The organism is Nocardia sp. NPDC051911, assembly GCF_040681035.1.
GTDB lineage: Bacteria > Actinomycetota > Actinomycetes > Mycobacteriales > Mycobacteriaceae > Nocardia > Nocardia sichangensis.
This window is the reverse complement of sequence record NZ_JBFAXY010000004.1, coordinates 210,042-233,004: the sequence shown is the minus strand read 5'-3', so window position 1 is coordinate 233,004 and position 22,963 is coordinate 210,042. Positions and strand designations below refer to the sequence as shown.

Here is a 22,963-nt window from a genome sequence, read left to right as displayed (position 1 = left end):
CGCGGTGATCCGGCTAATCTGGAGGGCGTGAACGTCGACGTCACCGCACTACCCGGGATCGGTGTCCGGAAGGACTTCGAAGTGCGATCCGGTCGCCGAATCGGCGTGGTCGCCCACCGCGATGGTGATATCGACCTGATCGTCTCCAAACTCGACGATCCCGACGCCTGTGCCGCGCAGATCCCGCTGACCACCGATGAGGCCGCGGTCCTGGCCAACTTGCTCGGTGCGCCGCAGCTGGTCGCCAAGCTCAACGACGACCACCGCGACCTGCCCGGGATCACCACGCGCCAGCTCCCGATCGGGGACGATTCCCCCTACGACGGCCGCACCCTCGGTGAGACCGAGATGCGTACCCGCACGAAGGCCTCCATCGTGGCGGTCATGCGGGCCGGGCAGTTGCATCCCTCGCCCGGACCCGATTTCACCTTCACCGCGAGCGACCTGCTCGTGGTCGTCGGCACTCCGGAGGGCTTGGATGCCGCCGCGAAGATATTGACGCACGGCTGAGCCGTGACGGACACCGCGCTCGCCCTGATCGAGCTCGGAGCGGTTCTCTTCGTTCTCGGCATGCTGGGGCGTGTCGCAGGCCGTGTCGGTATGTCGCCCATTCCGCTGTACCTGCTCGGCGGTGTCGCCTTCGGCCAAGGTGGTCTCATCGAACTCCGGGCCGCCCACGACTTCGGCCATATCGCGGGCGAGATCGGGGTGGTGCTGCTGCTCTTGCTGCTCGGCTTGGAGTACACGGCGGCGGAGCTGGTGACCGGCCTGCGTCGTTCCTGGGCGGCCGGTGTGGTGGACATCGTGGTCAACGCGTCACCGGGGGCCGTGGTCGCGCTGATGCTGGGCTGGGGTGTCGACGGCGCGATCACGATGGCAGGCGTCACCTACATCTCCTCCTCGGGCATCGTGGCGAAGGTCCTCGACGACCTCGGACGCCTGGGCAACCGGGAGACGCCGGTGATCCTGTCCATCCTGGTATTCGAGGACCTGGCGATGGCGGTCTACCTGCCGATCCTCACCACGGTGCTGGCGGGGCTCAGCTGGCTCAGCGGGCTGCGCGCCCTGGCGGTAGCGCTGATCACCATCACGCTGGTGCTCGTGGTGGCGCTGCGTTACGGGCGGTATGTCTCGGCGGTCGTGGACAGCGCCGACCGTGAGGTCTTCCTGCTCACACTGCTCGGCGCGGCGTTGCTGGTCGCGGGCGTCTCCTCGGCGCTGAGCGTGTCGGCGGCGGTCGGAGCGTTCCTGCTCGGCATCGCGATCTCCGGCTCGACCGCGCACGCGGCGGCGAAGATGCTCGAACCGCTGCGCGACCTGTTCGCGGCCATCTTCTTCGTGGCCTTCGGGTTGAATACCGACCTGCGAGCGATCCCGCCGGTGCTGGGCTGGGCGATCGCGCTGGCGGCGGTCACGGTCGTTACGAAGGTGGCGACCGGGTGGTGGGCCGCCGCACGCGAGGGCATCCGGAGGATGGGCCGGGCCAGAGCGGGCGCGGCGCTCGTCGCGCGGGGCGAGTTCTCCATCGTCATCGCGGGATTGGCCGTGAGCGCGGGCGCGATGGACGGTCAGCTCACGGCGCTCGCCTCGACCTACGTCCTGCTGATGGCGGTGCTGGGCCCGATCGCGGCGCGAGTGGTCGAGCCGATGGTCGGTTTGCTGCCCGACCGCGGCCGCCGCGAGCCCCAGGTCTACTGATCAGTCCTGGGCCGTGCGGGCTCTGCGGCCCGCGGTCCGTTCCAGCCGATGCCAGAACAGGCTCGCGATCGCCCCGACCGCCAGCCCGATCACGGCGGCGCAGAGATGGCCGTAGTCGGTGAATGTCGGCTCGATCCACAGCGCCACGCCGAGCGTCAGGAGCAGCGCACCGGCCCACACCAGCCGCACCCTGCCGCGGAACCGGAATGCCAGCGCCGCCAGCACGGCCGAAAAGCCGTAGCTGGTACCGACATCCGCCGCGACGGCCACCCGCAGCGGGATGAGGCCACGGTCGATGGCGTGTGAGATGCCGGTGACGGTCAGCAGCGTCGCCCCGATGTGCCCGGTCGCGAACAGCAGGATCCAGCGCGCGGTGCCAAGCCAGCGCTCGGCATATGCCATGACGATCAGGAAACCGGCGATGGTCGTCCAGGGAAAGCCGCCGTCGGTCCAGAACGCCGAGGCGACCAGCACCTGAACCGGGTTGTGCCGCATGTTGTAGAGGTTGGTCGACGCCGAGAAGATCAATCTGCGCTCCACCGAGTCACCGACCCCGCGCAGCGTCCACCAGGTGACGAACAGCGTGAACGCGTAGGCGGTGCTGGCGGGGGCGGCTCCCAGGTGCGCGCGGATCGCGGGCAGAAGCCGCCGCGGCAGCCCGGGACGGCGCAGCCAGGCTTGCAGGTCGCGCCACTCGGCGCGCAGGTCGACGGTCTGCGTCCACGGTGACCGCAGCCAGCTCGAAGTCGAGGTCGAGGCAACCACCCCGCAAGTCTGCCGGGCGCGAGCTGCGCGTGGCGAAGTGCCCCCGTCGTGGCGCTGTTTCCTCCGCCGCGTCTGCGGCCTGGCGCGGAAAAGCGCGACACCCGCATTCACCGGCCGCTGGAGGAATCGAGCGGACGACGAATGCGGGCGTCGAGGCGATGCGACCTAGTCGAGGTAGTCGCGCAGGACCTGCGAGCGGCTGGGATGGCGCAGCTTGCTCATGGTCTTGGACTCGATCTGGCGGATGCGTTCGCGGGTGACCCCGTAGACCTGGCCGATCTCGTCGAGGGTGCGCGGCTGGCCGTCGGTGAGGCCGAAGCGCAGCCGGACCACGCCCGCCTCCCGCTCCGACAGCGTCTCCAGCACCGACTGCAGCTGATCCTGCAGCAGCGTGAAGCTCACCGCGTCCACCGCGACCACGGCCTCGGAGTCCTCGATGAAATCGCCGAGCTGGCTGTCGCCCTCGTCGCCGATGGTCTGGTCCAGCGAGATGGGCTCACGCGCGTACTGCTGGATCTCCAGCACCTTCTCCGGCGTGATGTCCATTTCCTTGGCCAGCTCCTCCGGCGTCGGTTCGCGGCCGAGATCCTGGAGCAGCTCGCGCTGGATGCGGCCGAGCTTGTTGATGACCTCCACCATGTGCACCGGGATGCGGATGGTGCGGGCCTGGTCGGCCATGGCGCGGGTGATGGCCTGCCGGATCCACCAGGTGGCGTACGTGGAGAACTTGTAGCCCTTGGTGTAGTCGAACTTCTCCACCGCGCGGATCAGACCGAGGTTGCCCTCCTGGATCAGGTCCAGGAACGCCATGCCGCGGCCGGTGTAGCGCTTGGCCAGCGAGACGACCAGGCGCAGGTTGGCCTCGAGCAGGTGGTTCTTGGCCCGGTTGCCGTCGCGGACGATCCAGTTGAAGTCGCGGCGCATGGCGACCGGCAGCTTCTCGCCCTGCTCGGCGAATTCGCGCACCTTCTCCGCGGCGTAGAGGCCCGCCTCGATCCGCTTGGCGAGTTCGACCTCCTCCTCGGCGTTGAGCAGCGCGACCTTACCGATCTGCTTGAGGTAGGCGCGGACCGAGTCGGCCGAGGCGGTGAGCTCGGCGTCCTTGCGGGCCTGGCGCAGCGCCTCGGACTCCTCTTCGTCCCAGACGAAATCGCCGGAGGCCTTGTCGGCCGCCGTCGGCTCGTCGGCCTCGCTCTCGGCTTCCTCGGTTTCGGTGTCCTCGGCGACGTCGACCAGTTCGTCGCCGTCGGCGAGGTCCTCCTCGGAGACTTCCAGATCGCCGAGATCGTCGAGATCGAGCGACTCGTCCTCGATCGCCTCGTCGGCGCCGGGCTCGCCGTCGGGGCCCGCCTTCTTGGTGGTGGCCTTCTTCGCGGGAGCCTTGGCCGCCTTCTTGGCAGGCGCCTTCTTGGCGGCGGCCTTCTTCGCCGGAGCCTTCTTCGCGGCAGCCTTACGGACCGGCCGTGCTGCGGTTACATCTGCGGAGTCGGCATCGGCCGATTCGGCGGTCTGACGGGTATTCGTGGCTACCACGTACGCCCTTTCGTGACGGTCTCGTGCGGCGTCACGCCAGAGTGGGTTTCCGGCGGAGCGATCTGTCGGGTTGCACCGGCGGAGGGCCGGTCGGGGTTTCTCCGGCTCAGCCGGGCACGTTCCATTGTAACGATCTAACCAGGGTACCTACGGCACGATGCCGGGAACGGCATCCTCGCGGTTCCCGCGCGCCTCACGGTGCGACGCCCCCCGCGATCGCCATGGCGGCGCCGACGATGCCCGCGGTGTTGCGCAGGCGGGCGGGGATGACCGGAGTCCGGTTGGTGAGCAGGGGAATCCACTGCTCGGCCTCCCTGCTGATGCCCCCGCCCGCGACGAAGACGACCGGGAAGAACAGGTTCTCCAGCCCCGTCAGCACCAGGCTGACCTGCGCTGCCCACTGCTCGTAGCTCAGGCCGTCGCGTTCCTTGATCGAGGCCGCCGCGCGGTGCTCGCTCTCCATCCCCTGGATCTCCAGGTGACCCAGTTCGGTGTTGGGCACCAGTGTGCCGTGGTAGAGCAACGCCGAGCCGATGCCGGTGCCGAAGGTCAGCAGCATGACCAAGCCCGCGAAATTGCGCGCCGCGCCGAAGTGGTCCTCGGCCATGCCCGCGGCGTCCGCGTCGTTGAGCACGGTGACCGGACGGCCGCCGAGCGCGGCGGAGAACAGCGCCCGCGCGTCGGTGCCGATCCAGGACTTGTCGATGTTCGCCGCGGTGCGCGCCACGCCGCCGATCACCACCGAGGGCAGGGTGAGGCCGACCGGCCCGGTCCACTTGGCCTTGTCGACCAGTTCGGCGACCGCCTCCGCCACGGCGAACGGTGTCGCCGGGTGCGGCGTCGCGATCTTGATCCGCTCGTGGACCAACTCGCCGGTGGCCAGATCGACCGTGGCGCCTTTGACGCCGCTGCCGCCGATGTCGATGCCGAATGCGTGCCCCCGAGCGGACATGACTAACCCCTCGTCTCCCTGTGCTGGCCGGTGTGATGACAGCGCTGCACGGGGCCCGGGACGCCCATGGCGGGCGTGCGAATGGGATGCCCGACGACGGCGCTGTGTCGTGCACGACAAGAGTAATGGGACCACGAGGCTGGGCGTTCGGCGAGGATGTGTGATGCGATGGTGGGCGTGCCGGAAACCTCATCGTCAGTGTCCGACTACACCCCCGACTCGTTCGTCTCGATCGTCGCGCGTGGCGACGAAGCCGACCTGCGCCGTGTCGCGGTCGACCTCGCCGAGACGGCCGCCGCCCATGTCCGTGCCCGTCGTCCCGAGGTGTTCGGGCCCGCGGGCGTGCACGCCGAAGGCGCCGTGCGGTCCAAGAGCCACGAGACCGACCCGGTCACCATCGTGGACACCGAGACCGAAGAGCTGATCCGAAGACTGCTCGCCGAACAACGCCCCGGCGACCCGATCCTCGGCGAGGAGGGCGGCGGCAGCATCGATGACGCGAGCGCGGACACCGTCCACTGGGTGGTTGATCCGATCGACGGCACCGTCAACTTCCTCTACGGCATTCCCGGCTACGCCGTATCGGTGGCCGCGCTGCGCGGCGGCCGTCCGGTCGCGGGCGCCGTGGTGGACGTCGCGCGGGCAGCCACCTACAGCGCCGCGCTCGGACTCGGCGCGCTGCGTGTCGACGCCGACGGCGCGGTGGAGCACTTGAGTTGCACGCCCGTCGAGTCGGTGGCGATGTCGCTGGTCTCCACCGGATTCGCCTACGGAAGGCACCGCAGGAGCAGGCAGGCGGAATTGATCGCGCAGGTGCTGCCGCACGTGCGCGACATCCGCCGTTTCGGTGCGGCGGCACTGGATCTGTGTCATGTCGCAGCAGGCCGTGTGGACGCCTACTTCGAGCACGGCTTGAACGCCTGGGACTGGGGCGCGGGCGCGCTGATCGCCGCCGAGGCGGGTGCGCGCCTTACGCTGCCGCCCGCGACGGCGCCGGGCACCGACGGCGACCTGGTGGTGGCCGCCGCGCCCGGCATCGCCGACGAGCTGGGGGAGCTGCTGGCCCGGGTCGGCGCTACCGAGCCGATTCCGGACCGCTGATCAGCAGCGGGCCTGCCGTGCGGCGTCGAGCAGCTTGATGTCGATGGAGGTGGAGTTGCCCGGCGCCGGGTTCTTGAGCGAACGCAGCACTTCCTCGGCGTCGTTGCTGGGGTGGATGTCCCGGAACAGCGAGCCGAGCACGAGATCGACGGTGTCGTCGCCGCGTTGATCCTCGATCAGCTCGGCGCACGGCGCGACCAGCTGTACGGCGGCCGCGGCCGGACGGCCGTTGACGCCGAAGCGGACCTGCCCGGTGCATTCCAGGTCGCCGTTGACGTATACCGAATCGTTGCCGTATTGCGTTCCGGGAGCGCTCGCGAATCCGAGGTCGCCGAGCTGGGCGGCGACGTGCGCGGCCTGGCCGCGCTGGTTGTTCGCGTTCAGCACGCGCACCTTGCTCGCCGCCAGCGGTGCGGGTTCCACGTCCTGCAGCCGGCCTGCGCCGACCCGCTGGCCGAGCGGAGTCGGTTGCGGCGCACCGGGATCCGAGGCCGGACTCGGTGAGTTGCACGCCATCGCGGTGTGGTCGGTGTCGTGCGTCGTGAGGGCTTTGACCCAGACGATCCCGCAGATCAGGGCGAGAACGCCGAGCATGATGAGCCAGGGCTGGGGGCGGCGGCGCACGTACGGTTGCCCTTGCGAATCCGTCGCGGTGCCTTCGGTGATCAGTGAAACCACCAGCACACTCTACGAAAATGTGGGGCGGTCGCGTCGCAAGGTCTCGGTGCGTTCCACGGACGGTGTCGATTGCCCCTCATTTTCGACTCGGCTGTGTTTTGATTGCGACTTTTGCTCCGGGGTCCGCTATTGTCTGGCGGCCCAGATCGAATCACCGGTGCGGAAATCAGTGGTCGGTCGCGGGAACAAGAAGGGCATGTCCTGCGTTTACCCAGCGCTATCAGGAGTGGATCGGCATGATCCGCCCTGATAGGCGACCGGTGTACGTGTGACGTGCACCACCGGCGGGGCGGTACCGGTCGCGGCGATTCCGGCAGGAATCGGGTGTGAGCGGACCGGTCCGGGATATACGGAGTTAGGACGAGGGGAAGACGACATGGCAACCGACTATGACGCACCGAGGCGCACCGAATCCGACGATGTGTCGGAGGATTCGCTGGAGGAGCTGAAGGCTCGTCGTAACGAGGCACAGTCCGCCGTCGTGGATATCGACGAATCCGATACCGCGGAGTCGTTCGAGCTTCCCGGCGCCGACCTGTCCGAGGAAGTGCTGACGGTTCGGGTGATCCCGAAGCAGGCCGACGAGTTCACCTGTTCCAGCTGTTTCCTGGTCCATCACCGGAGCAGGCTGGCCAGTGACAAGGGCGGTCAGATGATCTGCATGGATTGCGCCGCCTGATCTCGACGAGATCGAACAACAGTGTCAGCCCGCGCTCGGTAGACCGAGCGCGGCGAGGACCCGTTCGGGCCGCCGCGTACTGACCAGCCAGTACGGCGTCGGATCGTCCGGGTCGTCGAGCACGAGCAAGACCATCGGCCCGATCCAGGGGCGATGCTGGACATAGGCGGCGGGGTCGAGCTGGCGACCCAGCGCCGCGCTTTTCGCGGTGGGGGCGACGGCGGCCGCGCGAGCAACGAAATTCACCGGCAGATGCGCGCGATCGGCGCGCAACTCCGGTGTGCCGTTCGCGTCCGGCGCCACTTCGACGCGGTGGCGGCTCAGCCACAGCAGCACCCAGACCGGCACGGGGAACAGCAGCACATAGGGCAGCCAGGCACGCAGTCCCGGCGCGCCCATATGGATCTCCGCCGCGAGCAGTCCGGTGACGGCGAACGCCACCGGCCACCACCACAGCGGCACCCACAGGCGCTCCCGGTATCGGTGCGCAGGCTGCGCTTTCTCGTCCGCGGTCATGGGGTTGGGCTGGTCCGACACGAGTCAACACTAAGTCACGAGGGCAAACAGCCTACGCGTAGGCTCGTCCAACGTGAGCGCACTTTCACCCATACCCTTGCTGCGGCTCGACCCCGGCATCCCTCTGCCCACGCGCGCCCATGCGGGTGACGCGGGCGTGGATCTGTGCACCACGCAAGACGTCATCCTGGAGCCGGGGGAGCGGGTGCTGGTCGGCACCGGCGTCGCCGTCGCGCTACCGGTCGGCACCGTCGGCCTGATCCATCCGCGCTCGGGTCTGGCGGCCAAGGCCGGGCTGTCGGTGGTGAACACCCCCGGCACGGTCGACGCGGGGTACCGGGGCGAGATCAAGGTGTGTCTGATCAACCACGATCCGCGCACGCCGATCGAGTTGCGGCGCGGTGATCGGATCGCGCAACTGCTGGTACAGCGGGTGGAGCTGGTGGATTTCGTGGAGGTCGACTCGCTCGACGAGACCACCAGGGGAGCGGGTGGCTATGGCTCCAGCGGCGGTCACGCGAGTTTGACCGCACAGACGAACGGGGTGGGCCGGGCTACCGGCGAGGAGGCATGACGGGAATGTTCGGAAAGAGAAAGAACTCGAGCCGGGCCGCGGACGACCGGTACGACGAGGCGGGCGACTACGCCGACTACGAGTCCGCCTACGAGGGCGAGTACGACGACGATTTCTACGACGACGCCCCCACCGACGAGCGCTCGTATGAGGGCGTGGATCTGGACGTCGACCGGCCCAACGGACGGCCCGGCCCCTACGACTACGACGAGGTCGCCGAGCTGCTGGATTCGGTGTCCGAGCAGCGGCTGGATCTCGGGTCGGTGTTGTTGCCGGTCCCGCCGGGCGGTCAGCTGCAGGTCGAGATGACCCCGGAAGGCCAGCCGCAGGCGGTGCACCTGGCCACGGAGCACGGCCGGATCACCGTCGCGGCCTACGCCGCGCCCAAGACCTCCGGCCAGTGGCGGCTGGTCGCCGCGGATCTCGCCGACTCGCTGCGCAAGGACGGCGCCCGGGTGTCGGTCGAGAACGGGCCGTGGGGCCGAGAACTGCTGGCCCTGACCGAAGGCGCGGACCTGCGTTTCATCGGCGTGGACGGCTATCGCTGGATGGTGCGGCTGGTCGCGGCGGGCCCCTCGGGCGCGGCGAACGACGGCAGCCCCCTGGTCAAGGCGGCGCGGGCGATCCTGAGCGAGACCGTGGTGCGGCGCGGCGAGGACCCGCTGCCGGTGCGGGACCCGCTTCCGGTGGTGCTGCCGCAGGAGCTGGCCGAGCAACTCGCCGCGGCCCATCAGCAGCAGGTGGAGGCTCAGCAGCAGGCGATGGCCGCGCAGGTGGCGGCGCAGACCGGTGCGCAACCGGTGGTGCCGCGCATGCCGCAGGGCCCGCGCCGGGGCGCGGACGGGTCGGCCATGCAGCAACTCGGCCTGAACTGAGCGGAAGATCTCACGCGAAGGCGCCGATACCCGTGTGCCCCAGGATCGCGGGGTCGGCGCCGAGTTCGTCCAGCGTGATCCGGTACAGGTGCGCGCGCGGGGCCAGCGCCGCCCATTCCTCGGCGACCGCACGCGGGTGCACCGGGTCGTCGACCGCGGTGACCACCGCGAGCGGCAGCTCGAATGCCGACAGCAGCTCGGCATCGGGCCACTTGTAGTCCGCGGCCTCCTCGAGCGCCCGCGGCAGTTCCGGCCACTGTGCCCGCCAGGACTGGGTCAGCGCGTCAGCCAGCCACCGCGGGCTGCTCGCCCGCATCCGGTCGATCACCGTGTCCAGACCGTCCACGCGCAGCTGCGCCGCGGTGGCCGCCGCGCTCAGCGTGGCGGGGCAGGCCGCGGTGTCGGGCCCGGTCCAGGCGGGCAGTGCCGCCACGACCCCCACGACGCGTCGGGGCTGCTCGGCGGCCCACTCCAGTGCGATCGCCGCGCCCAGGGAAATGCCCGCCACCAGCACCGGGCCCGAATCCGCCGCCGCATCCAGCGCTGCGCGGCAGCTCGCAACCACCCGGCGCGGGTCGGGTTCCACCGCGACGAAATCCAGGCCGCGTGCGGCGCTCGCGGGACCGAAGGCGCGCCTGGCGAAATCGGCGTCGGACCCGGTGCCGGGCAGTGCCACGACACGAGCGGGGTGTGGGGAGTCGAACATCGGTCCGAGCGTAGCGGGGGTGGCCCGGCCCATCTACAGTGGCGTTGTACGGCCGCCGCAGGCCGTGCGGATCGGATCCCTCACGATGGTGTGCGACCCATGCCATCTGCTCTATGCAGGAGAGCGTGCACAATGTCATCCGCAGCCTCAGGGTATTTTCGACGTCTGGGCCGCAGGCTGACCGAAGACATCGATCAGCTGGATGCCGAAGAGCTGGCCGAGACGTCCGAAGCATCGGGCGCGTGCCGCGCGTCGGAGTGTCGGCGCGGTGACGAGGCGACCATGCTCGGTAGGCTCCGTAGCGTCGAAGCGTGTCCCAAGTCGGCGGGCGCCAGCGTCCAGGCCGAGTTCTTCGACGGCACCGACGCGATCACGCTGGTCTGGATCGGGCGCAGGCGCATTCCCGGCATCGAGCCGGGCAGGCGCATCCTCGTCCGTGGCCGGGTCGGCGACCGCGACGGCCGCAAAGTGATCTTCAACCCCTACTACGAATTGCGCGGGAACAGCTGACGTATGCCTTTGAGCAACGACAACGCAGGATCGGACGACCGCACCGGGCTCCCCTCGCCCGACCGTGACGAGGAACGTGCCGAGCAGACCCTCCTCGAACAACTGGGCGGCTTCAGCGGCCTGATCTACTCGACGCTTCCTGTTGTCGTGTTCGTTCCCGTGAACAGTGTCGCCGGGCTGGCCGCCGCGATCTGGTCGGCCCTGGGGGTGGCGGCCGCCATCCTCCTGTGGCGCCTTGTGCGGCGCGATCCCATCCAGCCCGCCATCTCGGGCTTCTTCGGCGTCGGCATCTGCGCCTTCATCGCCTACCGGATGGGCGAGGCCAAAGGGTTCTTCCTCTTCGGCATCTACACCAGCCTCGTCTACGCCGCGGTGTTCCTCGCGTCCATCCTGATCCGCAGGCCGCTGGTCGGCGTGATCTGGGGCGTGCTGAACGGCCACGGCTCCGACTGGCGGTCCGACCCGCGCTCGGTGCGCCTCTACGACCTGGCCACCACCGCCTGGATCCTCGTGTTCGGGGCGCGCTACCTGGTGCAGTCGCAGCTCTACGACACCGACCGCACCGGCTGGCTCGCCTTCGCCCGCATCGCGATGGGCTGGCCGCTGACCGCGGTGGCGCTGGCCGTCACGATCTGGGCTGTGCGCCGGGCCGGTCACCTGCCCGCCAAGTCGGTGCGCGCCCGAACCGGCCTGAGCCGTTAACCTTCCGCCGCTATCGGGCGAAAACCACAGGGGTGGGGAGATCGCCACCGCCGAGGTGGGTGCTTCCCCACCCTGGGGTGCCTGGTTGGTCCTCCGAGTTCATCAGACGATCTATGCGTACCGAAAACACGCATTGATCGGCAAGAAAGGACTCGGACGTGGCTACCGAGCACAACACCGCGGCGCTGCCCGTCAACCACAACCCCGCGCTCTCGGAGAGCCGGCGGATCTCGGCCGAGCTGGACAAGCTGATCGGTCCGGCGGCCGGAGGCGATCGCCGGGCGGTCTCGGAGATCATCCGGATCGTTCATCCGCTGGTGCGGCGTTACTGCGGCGCGCGCCTGGGCAACACGGCCCATCTGCAGGTCACCGCCGACGACGTGGTCCAGGAGATCCTGCTGGCCACCGTCAACGCCATCCCGCGCTACCGCGACCAGGGCAAGTCGTTCCTGGCCTTCGTCTACGGCATCGCGGCCAACAAGGTCGCCGACGCGTTCCGCCGCTCGCAGCAGCACCCCGCCTACCCGGTGGCCGACGTCCCGGACTCCGCGTCCTCGGCCGCCGGTCCCGAGGAGTGGGCGCTGGCCTCCGAACGCCGCGCCGCCACAAGGGAACTCATGAAAGTGCTGGCCCCGGCGCACCGTGAGGTGCTGGTGATGCGCATCGTGCTCGGCTGGTCGGCCGCTGAGACCGCCGAGGCCATCGGCACCAGCCCGGGTGTGGTGCGGGTGATGCAGCACCGCGCGCTGAACAAGCTGCGCGCGGAGCTGAAGCTGGCCGCATAGGGTTTCCGGCAGCGCTTCGCCGAGAACGCGCGTCCGGCCGTGTCACGGGGAGTTACGGTCTGATGCCGTGGTTGGCGAGTTCCAGCCGGAGGTCCTCCTCGGCCTCCACCGAAGTCACGAACAGTAGCTCGTCGTCGCCTTCCAGCGCGTCGTCCGGCTGCGGCACGATCACGCGCCCGCCGCGCAGGATGGTCACCAGTGCGGCGTCGCGCGGCAGGGTGAGCGTGCGCACCGGTTTACCGGCCAGCACGGTGTCCGCGGGCAGCGTCATCTCCACCAGATTCGCCTGGCCCTGGCGCAGCGTCATCAGTCGCACCAGATCTCCGACGGAGACCGCCTCCTCGACCAGGGAGGCCAGCAGCCGGGGTGTGGACACCGCGACGTCGACACCCCAGGAACCGTCGAAGAGCCATTCGTTGCGCGGATCGTTGACCCGGGCCACCACCCGGCGCACCCCGAACTCGGTCTTGGCCAGCAGGCTGTGCACCAGGTTCGCCTTGTCGTCGCCGGTGGCCGCGATGACCACCTCGTAGGTCTCCAGACCGGCCTGCTCCAGCAGGGCCAGTTCGCACGCGTCGGCGTGCACCCAGACCGCGTCGGGGATCGCGGCCGCATCGATGTGCTCGAGCTCACGCTCGAGCAGCATGACCCGATGCCCGCCGCGCAGGAGTTCCCTGGCGATCGATCGGCCCACGGCGCCTGCTCCGGCGATGGCCACTTTCATGTTCAGTCCTCGCTCGCGGGGGGCTTCCCGGCCAGGGCGACGGTTTCGCCCACGGCGCCGGATGCTGCGGCCACATAGACGATGTCGTCGGCCTGGATGATGGTCTTGCTGTCGGGGAGCACTGCCTGGCCGAACCGGATGATGAACGCGACCCGTGCCGCGACGGTCTGCTCCAGATCGCGCACGGTGCGGCCGTACCACTCTTCGTGCAGCGTCAGCTGGGTCACAGCGACAGTTCCGGTGGGGTCGCGCCAGGTGGTGGTGCCGGTGTCGCCGACGAGCGCGCGCAGGAAGCGGTCGGTGGTCCACGGGACCGTGGCGATGGTCGGGATGCCGAGCCTCTCGTAGACCGCGGCGCGCTTGGCGTCGTAGATGCGGGCGACGACCCGCTCCACCCCGAACATCTCCCGCGCCACCCGGGCGGAGATGATGTTGGAGTTGTCGCCGGAGGAGACCGCCGCGAACGCGTCCGCCCGTTCGATCCCCGCCTTTATCAGCACATCTCGATCGAAACCGACACCGGTCACCTGCTCGCCGGGAAAGTCGGATCCCAGGCGTAGAAAGGCGCTGGAGTCCCGGTCGATCACGGTGACTTCGTGACCTACGCGGACCAGGGCATGGGCCAGCGACGAGCCCACGCGCCCGCACCCCATGATCACTACGTACACCGTGCAACCTCGTTCCTGGAACCGTGGTGTTCGGTCTGCTTCGCTGTTCGGTCGAACGCTACCCGCCGAATGATTCCACCGGCCACGTTCCCCCTCCAGCCGGCGAGCAAACCTGCGAGCCACGCGCGCGATCCACTGTGCGGGGGCCTATGCTCGCTCCAGTGTCCAAGTTGACGACGGCAGCGAAGCGAGTGCTGCTGGGCAGGCCTTTCCGTAGTGACTCGCTCGGCCACACGCTGCTGCCGAAGCGAATCGCGCTCCCGGTGTTCGCTTCCGATGCCATGTCATCGGTCGCTTACGCCCCCGAGGAGATCTTCCTCGTTCTTTCGGCCGCCGGGGTCACGGCCTACCTGTACGCCCCATGGGTCGGATTGGCCGTCGCCTTCGTCATGGCTGTCGTGGTGGCCAGCTACCGGCAGAACGTGCACGCCTACCCGTCCGGCGGCGGCGACTACGAGGTGGCCACCACCAATCTGGGGCCGAACGCGGGCCTGACCGTCGGCAGCGCGCTGCTGGTCGACTACGTGCTCACCGTCGCGGTGTCGATCTCCTCGGCCGCGTCCAACATCGGCTCGGCCATCCCGTTCGTCGCGACACACAAGGTGCTGTTCGCCGTCGTCGCCATCGCTGTGTTGACCGCGATGAATCTGCGCGGTGTGCGGGAGTCCGGCACGGCGTTCGCGATTCCGACCTACGCGTTCATCATCGGCATGTTCCTCATGCTGAGCTGGGGCCTGTTCCGGATCTTCGTGCTCGGCGAGGAGTTGCGGGCCGAATCGGCCGGTTTCGGATTGATCGCCGAGCACGAGCACCTCTACGGGCTGGCGTTCGCCTTCCTCATCGCGCGCTCGTTCTCTTCCGGGTGTGCCGCGCTGACCGGTGTGGAGGCGATCAGCAACGGTGTGCCCGCGTTCCGCAAACCCAAGTCGCGCAATGCCGCCACCACTTTGCTGATGCTGGGCACGATCGCGATCGTGTTGCTGATGGGCATCATCATCCTCGCCCAGAAGATCGGGGTGGTGTACGCGCACAACGTCGAGGACCTGACCGGCGCACCGTCGGACTACCACCAGAAGACGCTGATCGCGCAGCTCGCCGAGACCGTGTTCGAGGGTTTCCCGCTCGGCTTCTTCTTCATCACGACGGTGACCGCGCTGATCCTGGTGCTGGCCGCCAACACCGCGTTCAACGGGTTCCCCGTGCTCGGCTCGATCCTGGCGCAGGACCGCTACCTGCCGCGCCAGCTGCACACCAGGGGCGATCGGCTGGCGTTCAGCAACGGCATCCTGTTCCTCTCCGGCGCGGCCATCGCGTTCGTGGTGCTGTTCGGCGCCGAGGTGACCAAGCTGATCCAGCTGTACATCGTCGGCGTGTTCGTCTCGTTCGTGCTCAGCCAGACCGGCATGCTGCGGCACTGGACCCGCTTGCTGCGCACCGAGACCGACCCGGCGCAGCGCGCGCGGATGAAGCGCTCGCGGGTGATCAACGCGGTCGGTCTCAGCGCGACCGGAGCGGTGCTGGTCATCGTGCTGATCACCAAGTTCTTCGCGGGCGCCTACATCGCCATCTTCACCATGGTCGCGATCTTCGTCGTGATGAAGATGATTCGCAGGCATTACGATTCGGTCGCGCGCGAGCTGGACGAGCACGAGTGGGACGGCGTGCTGCCCAGCCGCTCGCACTCCATCGTGCTGGTTTCCCGGCTGCATCTGCCGACCCGCCGCGCCCTCGCCTACGCCCGCGCCAGCCGCCCGGACACGCTGGAGGCGGTGACGGTGAACGTCGACGAGGCCGACACCAGGGCGCTGGTGCGGGAGTGGGAGAACAGCGACATCACGGTGCCGCTCAAGGTGATCGAATCGCCCTATCGCGAGATCACCAAGCCGGTGCTGGACTATGTGAAGCGCGTGCGCAAGGACGCTCCGCGTGACGTGGTGACCGTGTTCATCCCGGAGTACGTGGTAGGCCATTGGTGGGAACAGGTGCTGCACAACCAGAGCGCGCTGCGGTTGAAGGGCAGGCTGCTGTTCGTGCCGGGCGTGATGGTGACCAGCGTGCCGTGGCAGTTGAGTTCGTCCGCGCGGGCGCGGACCCCCGGGGTGGTGAACGCGCCGGGCGCGGTGCGGCGCGGGTACGAGGATCGGATGTGACGTCCATGGAGCGTTCGGGATGAGCGATCGGCCGACCGCCACGTTCGAAGTGCGGCTCGGGCCGCCGGGTCACGGCGGCTTCTGTGTCGCACGGCACGAGGGACGTGTGGTGTTCGTCCGGCACGGCCTGCCCGGCGAGCTGGTGCGGGTCCGGGTCACCGAGGATCGCGGCGGCTCGTTCTGCCGTGCCGACGCGGTCGAAGTGCTCGAGGCGTCCCCGGATCGGGTGCGGGCCACCTGTCCGGTGTCCGGCCCCGGTGGCGCGGGCTGCTGCGATTTCTCCTTCGCCACGCCGGTGGCCCAGCGCGCGCTGAAGGCCACGGTGGTCGCCGAACAGTTGCGGCGGCTGGCCGGGATCGAGCGGGAAGTGGTGGTGGAGCCGATCGGGCCCGGCGACGCGATCGGCGGATGGCGCACCCGCGTGCGCCTCGCGGTCGACGCCCACGGACGTGCGGGCGTGCACCGCTATCGCAGCACCGACGTGATCACGGATCTGCGGTGCCCGCAACCGGTCGCGGGGGCTTTGGACGGGATCGCGGACCGGCGGTGGACGCCCGGCGCCGATCTGGTGATCGCGGTGGACGGCGATGGGATACGGCACGTCGTCGAGCTGGCGCCCGCTGCCGAGTCCGAACCGGTCGGCCACGAGCCCGGTCGGCGCGGTCCCGGCGGGAGTGGGCGGCGATCGGAGCCGGGGAGCCGGGATCGGCGTGCGGGCGGCGGAGGTGGTCGCCGCGATCGGCCGCACGGCCGGGATCGGCGCGGCGCACAGTGGCCCGCCGCGGAGTCCGCTCGCAGCGACGACCGGCGCGCGGCATCCGCACGACGCGCAGCGGCGCACGCGGCACGCGACGAGTGGGTGTTCGAGGGCAGCGGGCGCGCGGTCGAGTACGTGGCCGGGCGCCGGTGGGAGGTCGCGGCGACGGGCTTCTGGCAAGCGCATCACGGTGCGGCGCAACGGTATTCGGACCTGATCGCGGAATGGTCGGAACTCGGCCCCGGCGGCCGGGCGTGGGATCTCTACAGCGGCGCCGGGGTGTTCGCCGCGCGGCTCGCCGAGCGGGCCGGGCGGACCGGCGTGGTGCTCGCGGTGGAATCCGCGCGGCCCGCCGTCGCGGACGGCGCCGCCGCGTTGCGCGACCTGCCCTGGGTGGAATTGCGGGCACAGCGGGTGGAGCGCTGGGTGCTCGAGCACGTCGGTGCGGCCGCCCCGGACGTCGTCGTGCTCGATCCGCCGCGCGCGGGGGCGGGCAAAGAGGTGGTCGGCGCGGTCACCGCCAGCGGGCCGACGCGGATCATCCACGTAGGCTGCGATCCCGCCGCGTTCGCCCGCGATCTGGGCCTGTATCAGGCGGCGGGCTACCGGCTCGCCGATCTGCGCGCCTTCGACGCCTTCCCCGCGACGCACCACGTGGAAAGCCTCGCGTTGCTGGAGCGTTGAGCGGTCAGTCCTCGTAGACCGGGGGCCTGCGGTCCTTACGGGCGCGGATCGCTTCGTCGAAATTGCCGGTGGTGAGGCGGACGTACAACTGGGCCGTGCCCTCGTGCTGCATGTGCGATTCGAATCCGCCCGCCTCCATGCCGCTCCACAACATGCGCTTGGTGAGCTCGGTGCCCACCCGGCTGAAGCCGATGATGCGCTCGGCGAGGTCATAGCAGGTGTCCAGCAGTTTCGCCGCCGGAACCGTGCGGGATACCAGGCCGATTCGCTCGGCTTCGGTCGCGTCGACGTCGCGGCCGGACAACATGATCTCGAACGCCCTCGACGCGCCGACCGCGCGGGGCAGCAGATAGCTGAGGCCCAGTTCGGCGGAGGTGAGGCCGTTGTTGATGCCCGCGGCGCGGAAGTACGCGTCCTCGGCGGCGATCCGGATGTCGGCGCCGACGGCCAGGCACAGCCCGCCGCCGATGGCCGCGCCGTTGACCGCCGCGATCACCGGCTGGTGCATCCGCCGCAGCGTGATCAGCACGTCGTTGAGCAGGTCCATCGACCGGCGCGCGACACTGGTGACGGTCAGGCCGTCGACGTTCGGCACCTTTCCCGCGCCGGTCAGGTCGGCTCCCGAGCAGAAACCGTGTCCCGCCCCGGTCAGCACGACGACCCGCACGTCGTTGTCGGCGCGCACACCCTCCAGCGCCTCGCGCAGCGGGATCATCACGTCGAACGCCATCGCGTTCATCCGTTCGGGCCGATTGAGCGTCACCAGGGCGATATGGGGCCGTGGTTTGTCGATGAGCACGAACGACATGCGACCTCCTGAGCGGTGACAACCTCAATATAGGCACGCCGGGCGCGGCGCAGCGGTGAATCGCGCTCGGCACCCGCCGGATCCGGGGCGGGTCGCCGGACCGCCCAATTAGAGTCACCGCCATGACCGTGTACGCAATCGCGCAACTGAAGTTCACCGACCGCGCCGCCTACGATCGCTACCAGGCGCGCTTCCTCGACGTCTTCGTCCGCTACTCCGGGACGCTGCTGGCCGCGGACGAGTCCCCGCAGACCATCGAGGGCGTCACCGATCGCGAGAAGGTGGTGCTGATCTCCTTCCCGGACGAGCCGTCCTTCCGCGCCTGGGCCGAATCGCCGGAGTACCAGGAGATCTCGAAGGATCGGCACGCCGGAGCGGACACGGTCACCCTGCTGGTGCGGGGTCTCGGTCACGGGTCGTGAACCGGCAAGCCGCCGTCAGTCCAGCTGCCAAGTGACGCGGACGTCCGCGGAGATCTCGCTCTCGCCCAGCTCGACCGGGATGGCGACGGCACGGTAGGCCTCCATCGGAGCGGACATCGCCTGTGCCCGCGGAACCGGAGGCGCGGCGGCGGTGTCCTCGGTGATCTGCACGACGTCGCCGAGCGAGCGCCGTGCCCGCCGGGCGTACTGCTCGCCCTTGGCGAGGGCGTTGTCCCACGCGGCGTCGCGGGCACGGGTGAGCAGGGATTCCAGGTCGGCGAAGGTGAGGGCCAGACCGCCGAGGCGCACGTCGTCACCGCCCGCCTCGACGCAGTTGGCGATGATCGTGCCCGGGCCGGGATCGGCCTGCTCGCCGATATCGCGCAACGCGACCGTCAGCGATGTGCTCGCGAGGTATCCCGTGATGCGGTTGCCCTGTCCCTCGGTCCACACCGTCTCGGTCTGTACCGACAGTCCGCTGGTGGCGATGTCCGCGCCGTCGACCCCGTCGGAGCGCAGCGATCGCGCGACCGCGGCCACGCGCTCACCGGCCCGGCTGTAGGCGAGCGCGACCTTGCTCGCGCGCGATTCGACGGAGATCGTCACCCGCATCAGATCGGGGACGGCGCGGGCGGTGCCGTGTCCGTAGGTGGTGACGGTGCCTGCCCGCGAATCGGTGTTCGTGCCCACTGAGCCTCCTCGTCGATCGCTGTCGATCCGCACCGCACCATCGTGCCCGCTTCAGTAGTCGCCGCCGCGGGCCGCGATCGCCCGCACAGCCGCGTCGATCTGCGCGAAGGCTTCGGCGGCCAGCTGTTCGAGCAGCGCGAGCTTCAGCCCGGGCGCTTGCGGGGTGAGCCGATCGAACCGTTCGGGGGTCAGCACCGCGACGCACGTCTCGGTCTCCGCCAGTACCTCGTTCCCGAACGGCGTTCCGACCAGCATCGGAATCTCCCCGAACGACATCCCGGCCGACAGGCTGAGCAGCCGGTGCGTGCGTCCGTCGGTGCCTTCGACCGTCAGGCGCACGCGGCCGTCGAGGATCAAGTAGAGACCCGAGCGCGCGCTGCCGCGTTCGGCGATCACCGCCCCGCGCGCGAACGTGCGCACCCGGAACTGCTCCGCCAGGCGGGATCGCTCGTCCGCGGCGAGGCCGGCCAACGCCGGGTGACTCTCGATGCCGAACGACGCGCGGGCGGCCTCGCCGGCGGGGCGATGGTTCGCGAGCACGATGTTCTCGCACCACTCGGTCGCGGTGTCGCGATCGATGAACACCGGCCCCCTCGGATCGTCGGGATCGATGCCGGAATCCGGGGACCGCAGTCGCGCGTCGGGATCGACCAGCGCCACTCGGACACCCGCCGACAACTGCTCGAGTCGCAGGTCGTCGATCATCCGCACCGCGATCGCGCTCACCTCGCCGACCCTGCGCACGTCGATGGCCAGCGCTTCCAGCTCGCCCGCCTGCTCCTCGATGGTGCGCACCGTGCGCTCCGCGCCCGCGAACAGCAGGTCGCCGTGCAGCTCGTAGACACACGCGCGATGCCCGTGCGCGGCGAGCACCGCGATCTCCTCGGTCGGGCGGCGTAGCCGCGAGGGCACCTCGGCCACCGAGTACGCCGCCCGGATCGCGGCTCGCGCCGCTCGGGTCACGTGCAGGAAGTGCAGCTCGAGTCGCCGCGACAGTTCACGGCAGGCGGCCACGCCGCGCACGCTGTTGCCGTGCCCGTCCAGCCGCGGCGAGTACACCGCGATCCCGACCTGTCCGGGCAGCACCGCCACGATCCCGCCCCCGACGCCACTCTTGGCGGGCAGGCCGACAGTAGTCACCCAGTCGCCCGCCGCGTTGTACATGCCGCAGGTGGTCATGACACTGAGCACCTGCTCCGTCAGCGCCGCCGAGGCCGCCTGCTCTCCGGTGACCGGATTGCGCCCGTTGTTCGCCAGCGATGCGGCCATCAGGGCCATATCCTCGCAGGTCACGGTAACCGCGCACTGGCGGAAATAGCGATCGACCGCCTCGTCCGGGTCGGCGTCGAGGATGCCGAACGAGCGCAGCATGTAGCCGATGGCGCGATTGCGGTACCCGGTGCGCGCCTCGGAGGCGTAGACCGCCTCGTTCACGGTGAGCTCGCGCCCGGCGAAGCTCGAGTAGCAGCGCCGGATCCGCTCGAAGCGGTCGGCGGGGTCGCGGCCGTCGATCAGCGAGGCGGCGGTGATCGCGCCCGCGTTGATCATCGGGTTGCGCGGCCGCGCGGTCACCGGATCCAGGCTGATCTCGTTGAACGGCTCACCGGAGGGCTCGACGTCGATGCGCCGGGCGACCGCGGCCTGCCCCCGGTCGGCCAGCGCGAGGGCGTAGGTGAACGGCTTGGAGATGGACTGGATGGTGAATTCGGTCCGGACATCGCCCGCGCCGTAGATCCGGCCGTCGGCGGTGGCCAGGCAGATGGCGAACGAATCCGGTTGCACCGCGGCGAGTTCCGGGATGTAGTCCGCCAACGTTCCGGAGCGGTCGTCCCGGCAACGCCGGTGGACGTCGTCGACGATCCGTGCCACCACGCCGGGTTCGATTGTCCGGGAGACCACTTGCTCGGGCCGGGCCACCCTGTCACTCTAGGCCGGGTACCGTATGTCGAGGCTCACATTTCGACGCCATGTCGGTTGGTGTGACCGTTCTCGTGCGGGAGCACCGGCCGCCGCTCCGTAGACTGATCGGATCAGATGCGCTATCCGGAGGGAGCTAGTTCAGGTGGGAGTGCTTTCCCGGGTCGACACGCCCGATGATCTGCGCCGGCTGACCGTGCCGCAGGTGCGCGAGCTGGCGGAGGAGGTCCGCGAGTTCCTGGTGCGCAAAGTCGCCGCGACCGGCGGGCACCTCGGCCCGAACCTCGGTGTGGTCGAACTCACCATCGCCCTGCACCGGATCTTCGACTCGCCGGCCGACCCGTTGATCTTCGACACCGGCCACCAGGCCTATGTGCACAAGATCCTGACCGGGCGCAAAGACCAGTTCGACTCGCTGCGCAAACAGGGCGGCCTGTCCGGCTACCCGAGCCGGGCCGAGAGCGCGCACGACTGGGTGGAGTCCTCACACGCCTCGGCGGCGCTGTCCTACGCGGACGGCCTGGCGAAGGCGTTCGCGCTGAGCGGGCAGGACCGGCACGTGGTCGCGATCGTCGGCGACGGCGCGCTCACCGGCGGCATGTGCTGGGAGGCGCTGAACAACATCGCCGCATCCGACCGTCCGGTGGTCGTCGTGGTGAACGACAACGGCCGCTCCTACGCGCCCACCATCGGCGGTCTGGCCGAGCGGCTGACCGCGCTGCGCACCCAGCCCGCCTACGAGCACGCCCTGGACGCGGGCAAGCGGATCCTCAAGAGCATCCCCAGGGTGGGCGAATCGGCGTACTCGATGGTGCACGCGGTGAAGGCGGGCATCAAGGACGCGGTCAGCCCCCAGGAACTGTTCAGCGACCTCGGCTTGAAGTACGTCGGGCCGGTGGACGGCCACGACGTCGTCGCGCTCGAGGCCGCGCTGCGCCGGGCCAAGGACTTCGGCGGCCCCGTCGTGGTGCACGCGGTGACGCAGAAGGGCCGCGGCTACGCGCCCGCCGAGAACCATGTCGCCGATCAGATGCATGCCTGCGATCCCATCGACCCGCTCACCGGCGTCCCGGTCGGTGGTCCGAAGGCGCGCGGATGGACCTCGGTGTTCTCCGAGGAGTTGATCGCGCACGCCGAGCGCCGCGCCGACATCGTCGCCATCACCGCGGCGATGCCGGGCCCGACCGGATTGGCGGCGTTCGGGGAGCGCTTCCCGGACCGGATGTTCGACGTCGGCATCGCCGAGCAGCACGCCATGGCCTCCGCCGCGGGCCTCGCGCTCGGCGGCATGCACCCGGTGGTGGCGATCTACTCGACCTTCCTCAATCGCGCCTTCGACCAGCTGCTGATGGACGTGGCGCTGCTGAAGCAGCCGGTCACCGTGGTACTGGACCGCGCGGGCATCACCGGCTCCGACGGCGCCAGCCACAACGGCATGTGGGATCTGTCGGTCCTCGGGATCATCCCCGGCATCCGGGTCGCCGCGCCGCGCGACGCCGCGACGCTGCGGGAGGAACTGGCCGAGGCGCTGGCCGTCAACGACGGACCGACCGCGCTGCGTTTCCCGAAAGGCAGTGTCGCCGAGGATATCTCCGCGGTCGAACGGCTGGACGGCATCGACGTGCTGCGGATGGCCGAGCCGGACGGCGGATCGGTGCAGGCGGTGCACGGCGACGTACTGCTCGTCGCGGTGGGCTCGTTCGCGGGCACGGCGCTGGAGGCGGCGAATCTGCTGGATTCCGAAGGCGTCTCGGTCACCGTCATCGACCCGCGCTGGGTGCTGCCGGTCTCCGACGCGCTGCTGAAACTCGCGGAGAACTACCGGCTCGTGGTCACGCTGGAAGACGGTGGCCTGCACGGCGGCATCGGTTCCACGGTGTCGGCCCGGCTGCGCAACTCCGGGCTGGACATCCCGACCCGCGATCTCGGTGTGCCGCAACAGTTCCTGGACCATGCCTCGCGCGGTGAGGTCCACGCCGAACTCGGCCTCACCGGCCCGGACATCGCTCGCCGGATCAGCGGGTGGCTGGCCGCTCGCTGACGCCGCAGCCACGGGCGAGCCGACGGAG

The 22,963-nt window shown here is 69.7% G+C and carries 23 protein-coding genes and 1 pseudogene; 13 read left to right on the top strand and 11 right to left on the bottom strand.

Annotated elements, in window-relative coordinates; all coding sequences use genetic code 11:
- The first annotated feature begins 27 nt into the window (after nt 1–27).
- Both AB0L97_RS07170 and AB0L97_RS07165 read left to right on the top strand, forming a co-directional pair.
- On the top strand, nt 28–510 hold the full coding sequence (locus tag AB0L97_RS07170) for a cation:proton antiporter regulatory subunit (protein WP_355070361.1): 483 nt from the start codon (nt 28–30) through the stop codon (nt 508–510).
- A gap of 3 nt (nt 511–513) precedes the next feature.
- Nucleotides 514–1,698 carry a cation:proton antiporter gene (locus tag AB0L97_RS07165; protein WP_355070363.1) on the top strand — a complete coding sequence of 395 codons (1,185 nt, stop codon included), beginning with the start codon at nt 514–516 and terminating at the stop codon, nt 1,696–1,698.
- Here the strand turns inward: AB0L97_RS07165 and AB0L97_RS07160 are convergent, their stop codons facing one another.
- The 3 genes and pseudogenes from AB0L97_RS07160 to ppgK form a co-directional block, all read right to left on the bottom strand.
- Nucleotides 1,699–2,463: a rhomboid-like protein gene (locus AB0L97_RS07160; protein ID WP_364425993.1), complete on the bottom strand. Its 765-nt coding sequence runs from the start codon at nt 2,461–2,463 to the stop codon at nt 1,699–1,701.
- A gap of 165 nt (nt 2,464–2,628) precedes the next feature.
- Nucleotides 2,629–4,038: pseudogene (locus tag AB0L97_RS07155) on the bottom strand (RNA polymerase sigma factor); the annotation flags it as partial.
- 151 nt (nt 4,039–4,189) lie between these two features.
- Nucleotides 4,190–4,948 carry a polyphosphate--glucose phosphotransferase gene (gene ppgK, locus AB0L97_RS07150; RefSeq protein ID WP_355070367.1) on the bottom strand — a complete coding sequence of 253 codons (759 nt, stop codon included), beginning with the start codon at nt 4,946–4,948 and terminating at the stop codon, nt 4,190–4,192.
- Between the two features lie 198 nt (nt 4,949–5,146).
- Between ppgK and AB0L97_RS07145 the strand changes: the two genes are divergently transcribed.
- A complete protein-coding gene (locus AB0L97_RS07145; RefSeq protein ID WP_364425991.1) occupies nt 5,147–6,049 on the top strand; it encodes an inositol monophosphatase family protein in 903 nt (300 codons plus the stop codon).
- On the opposite strand, the gene cei is transcribed toward AB0L97_RS07145, so the two are convergent.
- Nucleotides 6,050–6,727, bottom strand: coding sequence for an envelope integrity protein Cei (gene cei / locus AB0L97_RS07140; protein WP_355070370.1), 678 nt, complete (start codon nt 6,725–6,727; stop codon nt 6,050–6,052). It abuts the gene before it with no gap.
- A gap of 376 nt (nt 6,728–7,103) precedes the next feature.
- Between cei and AB0L97_RS07135 the strand changes: the two genes are divergently transcribed.
- Nucleotides 7,104–7,406 (top strand): DUF4193 domain-containing protein, encoded by a 303-nt coding sequence (locus AB0L97_RS07135; protein ID WP_014351871.1) that lies wholly within the window; start codon nt 7,104–7,106, stop codon nt 7,404–7,406.
- A gap of 24 nt (nt 7,407–7,430) precedes the next feature.
- Here the strand turns inward: AB0L97_RS07135 and AB0L97_RS07130 are convergent, their stop codons facing one another.
- Entirely contained in the window at nt 7,431–7,922 is a 492-nt protein-coding gene (locus AB0L97_RS07130; protein ID WP_355071029.1) for a DUF3093 domain-containing protein, read from the bottom strand.
- A 73-nt stretch (nt 7,923–7,995) separates the two neighbouring features.
- Here AB0L97_RS07130 and dut point away from each other — a divergent pair, with 73 nt between their 5' ends.
- Both dut and AB0L97_RS07120 read left to right on the top strand, forming a co-directional pair.
- Entirely contained in the window at nt 7,996–8,496 is a 501-nt protein-coding gene (gene dut, locus AB0L97_RS07125) for a dUTP diphosphatase (protein WP_355070372.1), read from the top strand.
- A gap of 5 nt (nt 8,497–8,501) precedes the next feature.
- On the top strand, nt 8,502–9,371 hold the full coding sequence (locus AB0L97_RS07120; RefSeq protein ID WP_364425988.1) for a DUF3710 domain-containing protein: 870 nt from the start codon (nt 8,502–8,504) through the stop codon (nt 9,369–9,371).
- Nucleotides 9,372–9,381: 10 nt separating this feature from the next.
- Here AB0L97_RS07120 and AB0L97_RS07115 read toward each other — a convergent pair whose 3' ends face one another.
- On the bottom strand, nt 9,382–10,077 hold the full coding sequence (locus tag AB0L97_RS07115; protein ID WP_364425986.1) for an alpha/beta hydrolase: 696 nt from the start codon (nt 10,075–10,077) through the stop codon (nt 9,382–9,384).
- A 132-nt stretch (nt 10,078–10,209) separates the two neighbouring features.
- On the opposite strand from AB0L97_RS07115, the gene AB0L97_RS07110 reads away from it, so the two are divergent.
- The 3 genes from AB0L97_RS07110 (at nt 10,210) to AB0L97_RS07100 (ending at nt 12,074) form a co-directional block, all read left to right on the top strand.
- Nucleotides 10,210–10,587: an OB-fold nucleic acid binding domain-containing protein gene (locus AB0L97_RS07110; protein WP_067808861.1), complete on the top strand. Its 378-nt coding sequence runs from the start codon at nt 10,210–10,212 to the stop codon at nt 10,585–10,587.
- Nucleotides 10,588–10,590: 3 nt separating this feature from the next.
- A complete protein-coding gene (locus AB0L97_RS07105) occupies nt 10,591–11,289 on the top strand; it encodes a DUF3159 domain-containing protein (RefSeq protein ID WP_364425983.1) in 699 nt (232 codons plus the stop codon).
- A gap of 158 nt (nt 11,290–11,447) precedes the next feature.
- Nucleotides 11,448–12,074 carry a sigma-70 family RNA polymerase sigma factor gene (locus AB0L97_RS07100; protein WP_355070380.1) on the top strand — a complete coding sequence of 209 codons (627 nt, stop codon included), beginning with the start codon at nt 11,448–11,450 and terminating at the stop codon, nt 12,072–12,074.
- A gap of 52 nt (nt 12,075–12,126) precedes the next feature.
- Here the strand turns inward: AB0L97_RS07100 and AB0L97_RS07095 are convergent, their stop codons facing one another.
- Both AB0L97_RS07095 and AB0L97_RS07090 read right to left on the bottom strand, forming a co-directional pair.
- Nucleotides 12,127–12,798 carry a TrkA family potassium uptake protein gene (locus AB0L97_RS07095; RefSeq protein WP_355070382.1) on the bottom strand — a complete coding sequence of 224 codons (672 nt, stop codon included), beginning with the start codon at nt 12,796–12,798 and terminating at the stop codon, nt 12,127–12,129.
- 2 nt (nt 12,799–12,800) lie between these two features.
- Nucleotides 12,801–13,466 (bottom strand): TrkA family potassium uptake protein, encoded by a 666-nt coding sequence (locus tag AB0L97_RS07090; protein ID WP_355070384.1) that lies wholly within the window; start codon nt 13,464–13,466, stop codon nt 12,801–12,803.
- A gap of 161 nt (nt 13,467–13,627) precedes the next feature.
- Between AB0L97_RS07090 and AB0L97_RS07085 the strand changes: the two genes are divergently transcribed.
- Entirely contained in the window at nt 13,628–15,616 is a 1,989-nt protein-coding gene (locus tag AB0L97_RS07085) for an APC family permease (protein WP_364425980.1), read from the top strand.
- Between the two features lie 19 nt (nt 15,617–15,635).
- Nucleotides 15,636–17,057 carry a TRAM domain-containing protein gene (locus AB0L97_RS07080; RefSeq protein WP_356961583.1) on the top strand — a complete coding sequence of 474 codons (1,422 nt, stop codon included), beginning with the start codon at nt 15,636–15,638 and terminating at the stop codon, nt 17,055–17,057.
- Nucleotides 17,058–17,061: 4 nt separating this feature from the next.
- Here AB0L97_RS07080 and AB0L97_RS07075 read toward each other — a convergent pair whose 3' ends face one another.
- Nucleotides 17,062–17,865, bottom strand: coding sequence for an enoyl-CoA hydratase (locus AB0L97_RS07075; RefSeq protein ID WP_364425977.1), 804 nt, complete (start codon nt 17,863–17,865; stop codon nt 17,062–17,064).
- Between the two features lie 122 nt (nt 17,866–17,987).
- Here AB0L97_RS07075 and AB0L97_RS07070 point away from each other — a divergent pair, with 122 nt between their 5' ends.
- On the top strand, nt 17,988–18,287 hold the full coding sequence (locus tag AB0L97_RS07070) for a DUF1330 domain-containing protein (protein ID WP_356961586.1): 300 nt from the start codon (nt 17,988–17,990) through the stop codon (nt 18,285–18,287).
- A gap of 15 nt (nt 18,288–18,302) precedes the next feature.
- Here AB0L97_RS07070 and AB0L97_RS07065 read toward each other — a convergent pair whose 3' ends face one another.
- Together AB0L97_RS07065 and glsA are read right to left on the bottom strand one after the other, a co-directional pair.
- Nucleotides 18,303–18,977: an SIMPL domain-containing protein gene (locus AB0L97_RS07065; protein ID WP_364425975.1), complete on the bottom strand. Its 675-nt coding sequence runs from the start codon at nt 18,975–18,977 to the stop codon at nt 18,303–18,305.
- 51 nt (nt 18,978–19,028) lie between these two features.
- Nucleotides 19,029–20,846, bottom strand: coding sequence for a glutaminase A (gene glsA, locus AB0L97_RS07060; protein ID WP_364426094.1), 1,818 nt, complete (start codon nt 20,844–20,846; stop codon nt 19,029–19,031).
- Between the two features lie 193 nt (nt 20,847–21,039).
- Between glsA and dxs the strand changes: the two genes are divergently transcribed.
- Nucleotides 21,040–22,935: a 1-deoxy-D-xylulose-5-phosphate synthase gene (dxs, locus tag AB0L97_RS07055; protein ID WP_355070394.1), complete on the top strand. Its 1,896-nt coding sequence runs from the start codon at nt 21,040–21,042 to the stop codon at nt 22,933–22,935.
- Nucleotides 22,936–22,963 lie beyond the last annotated feature (28 nt).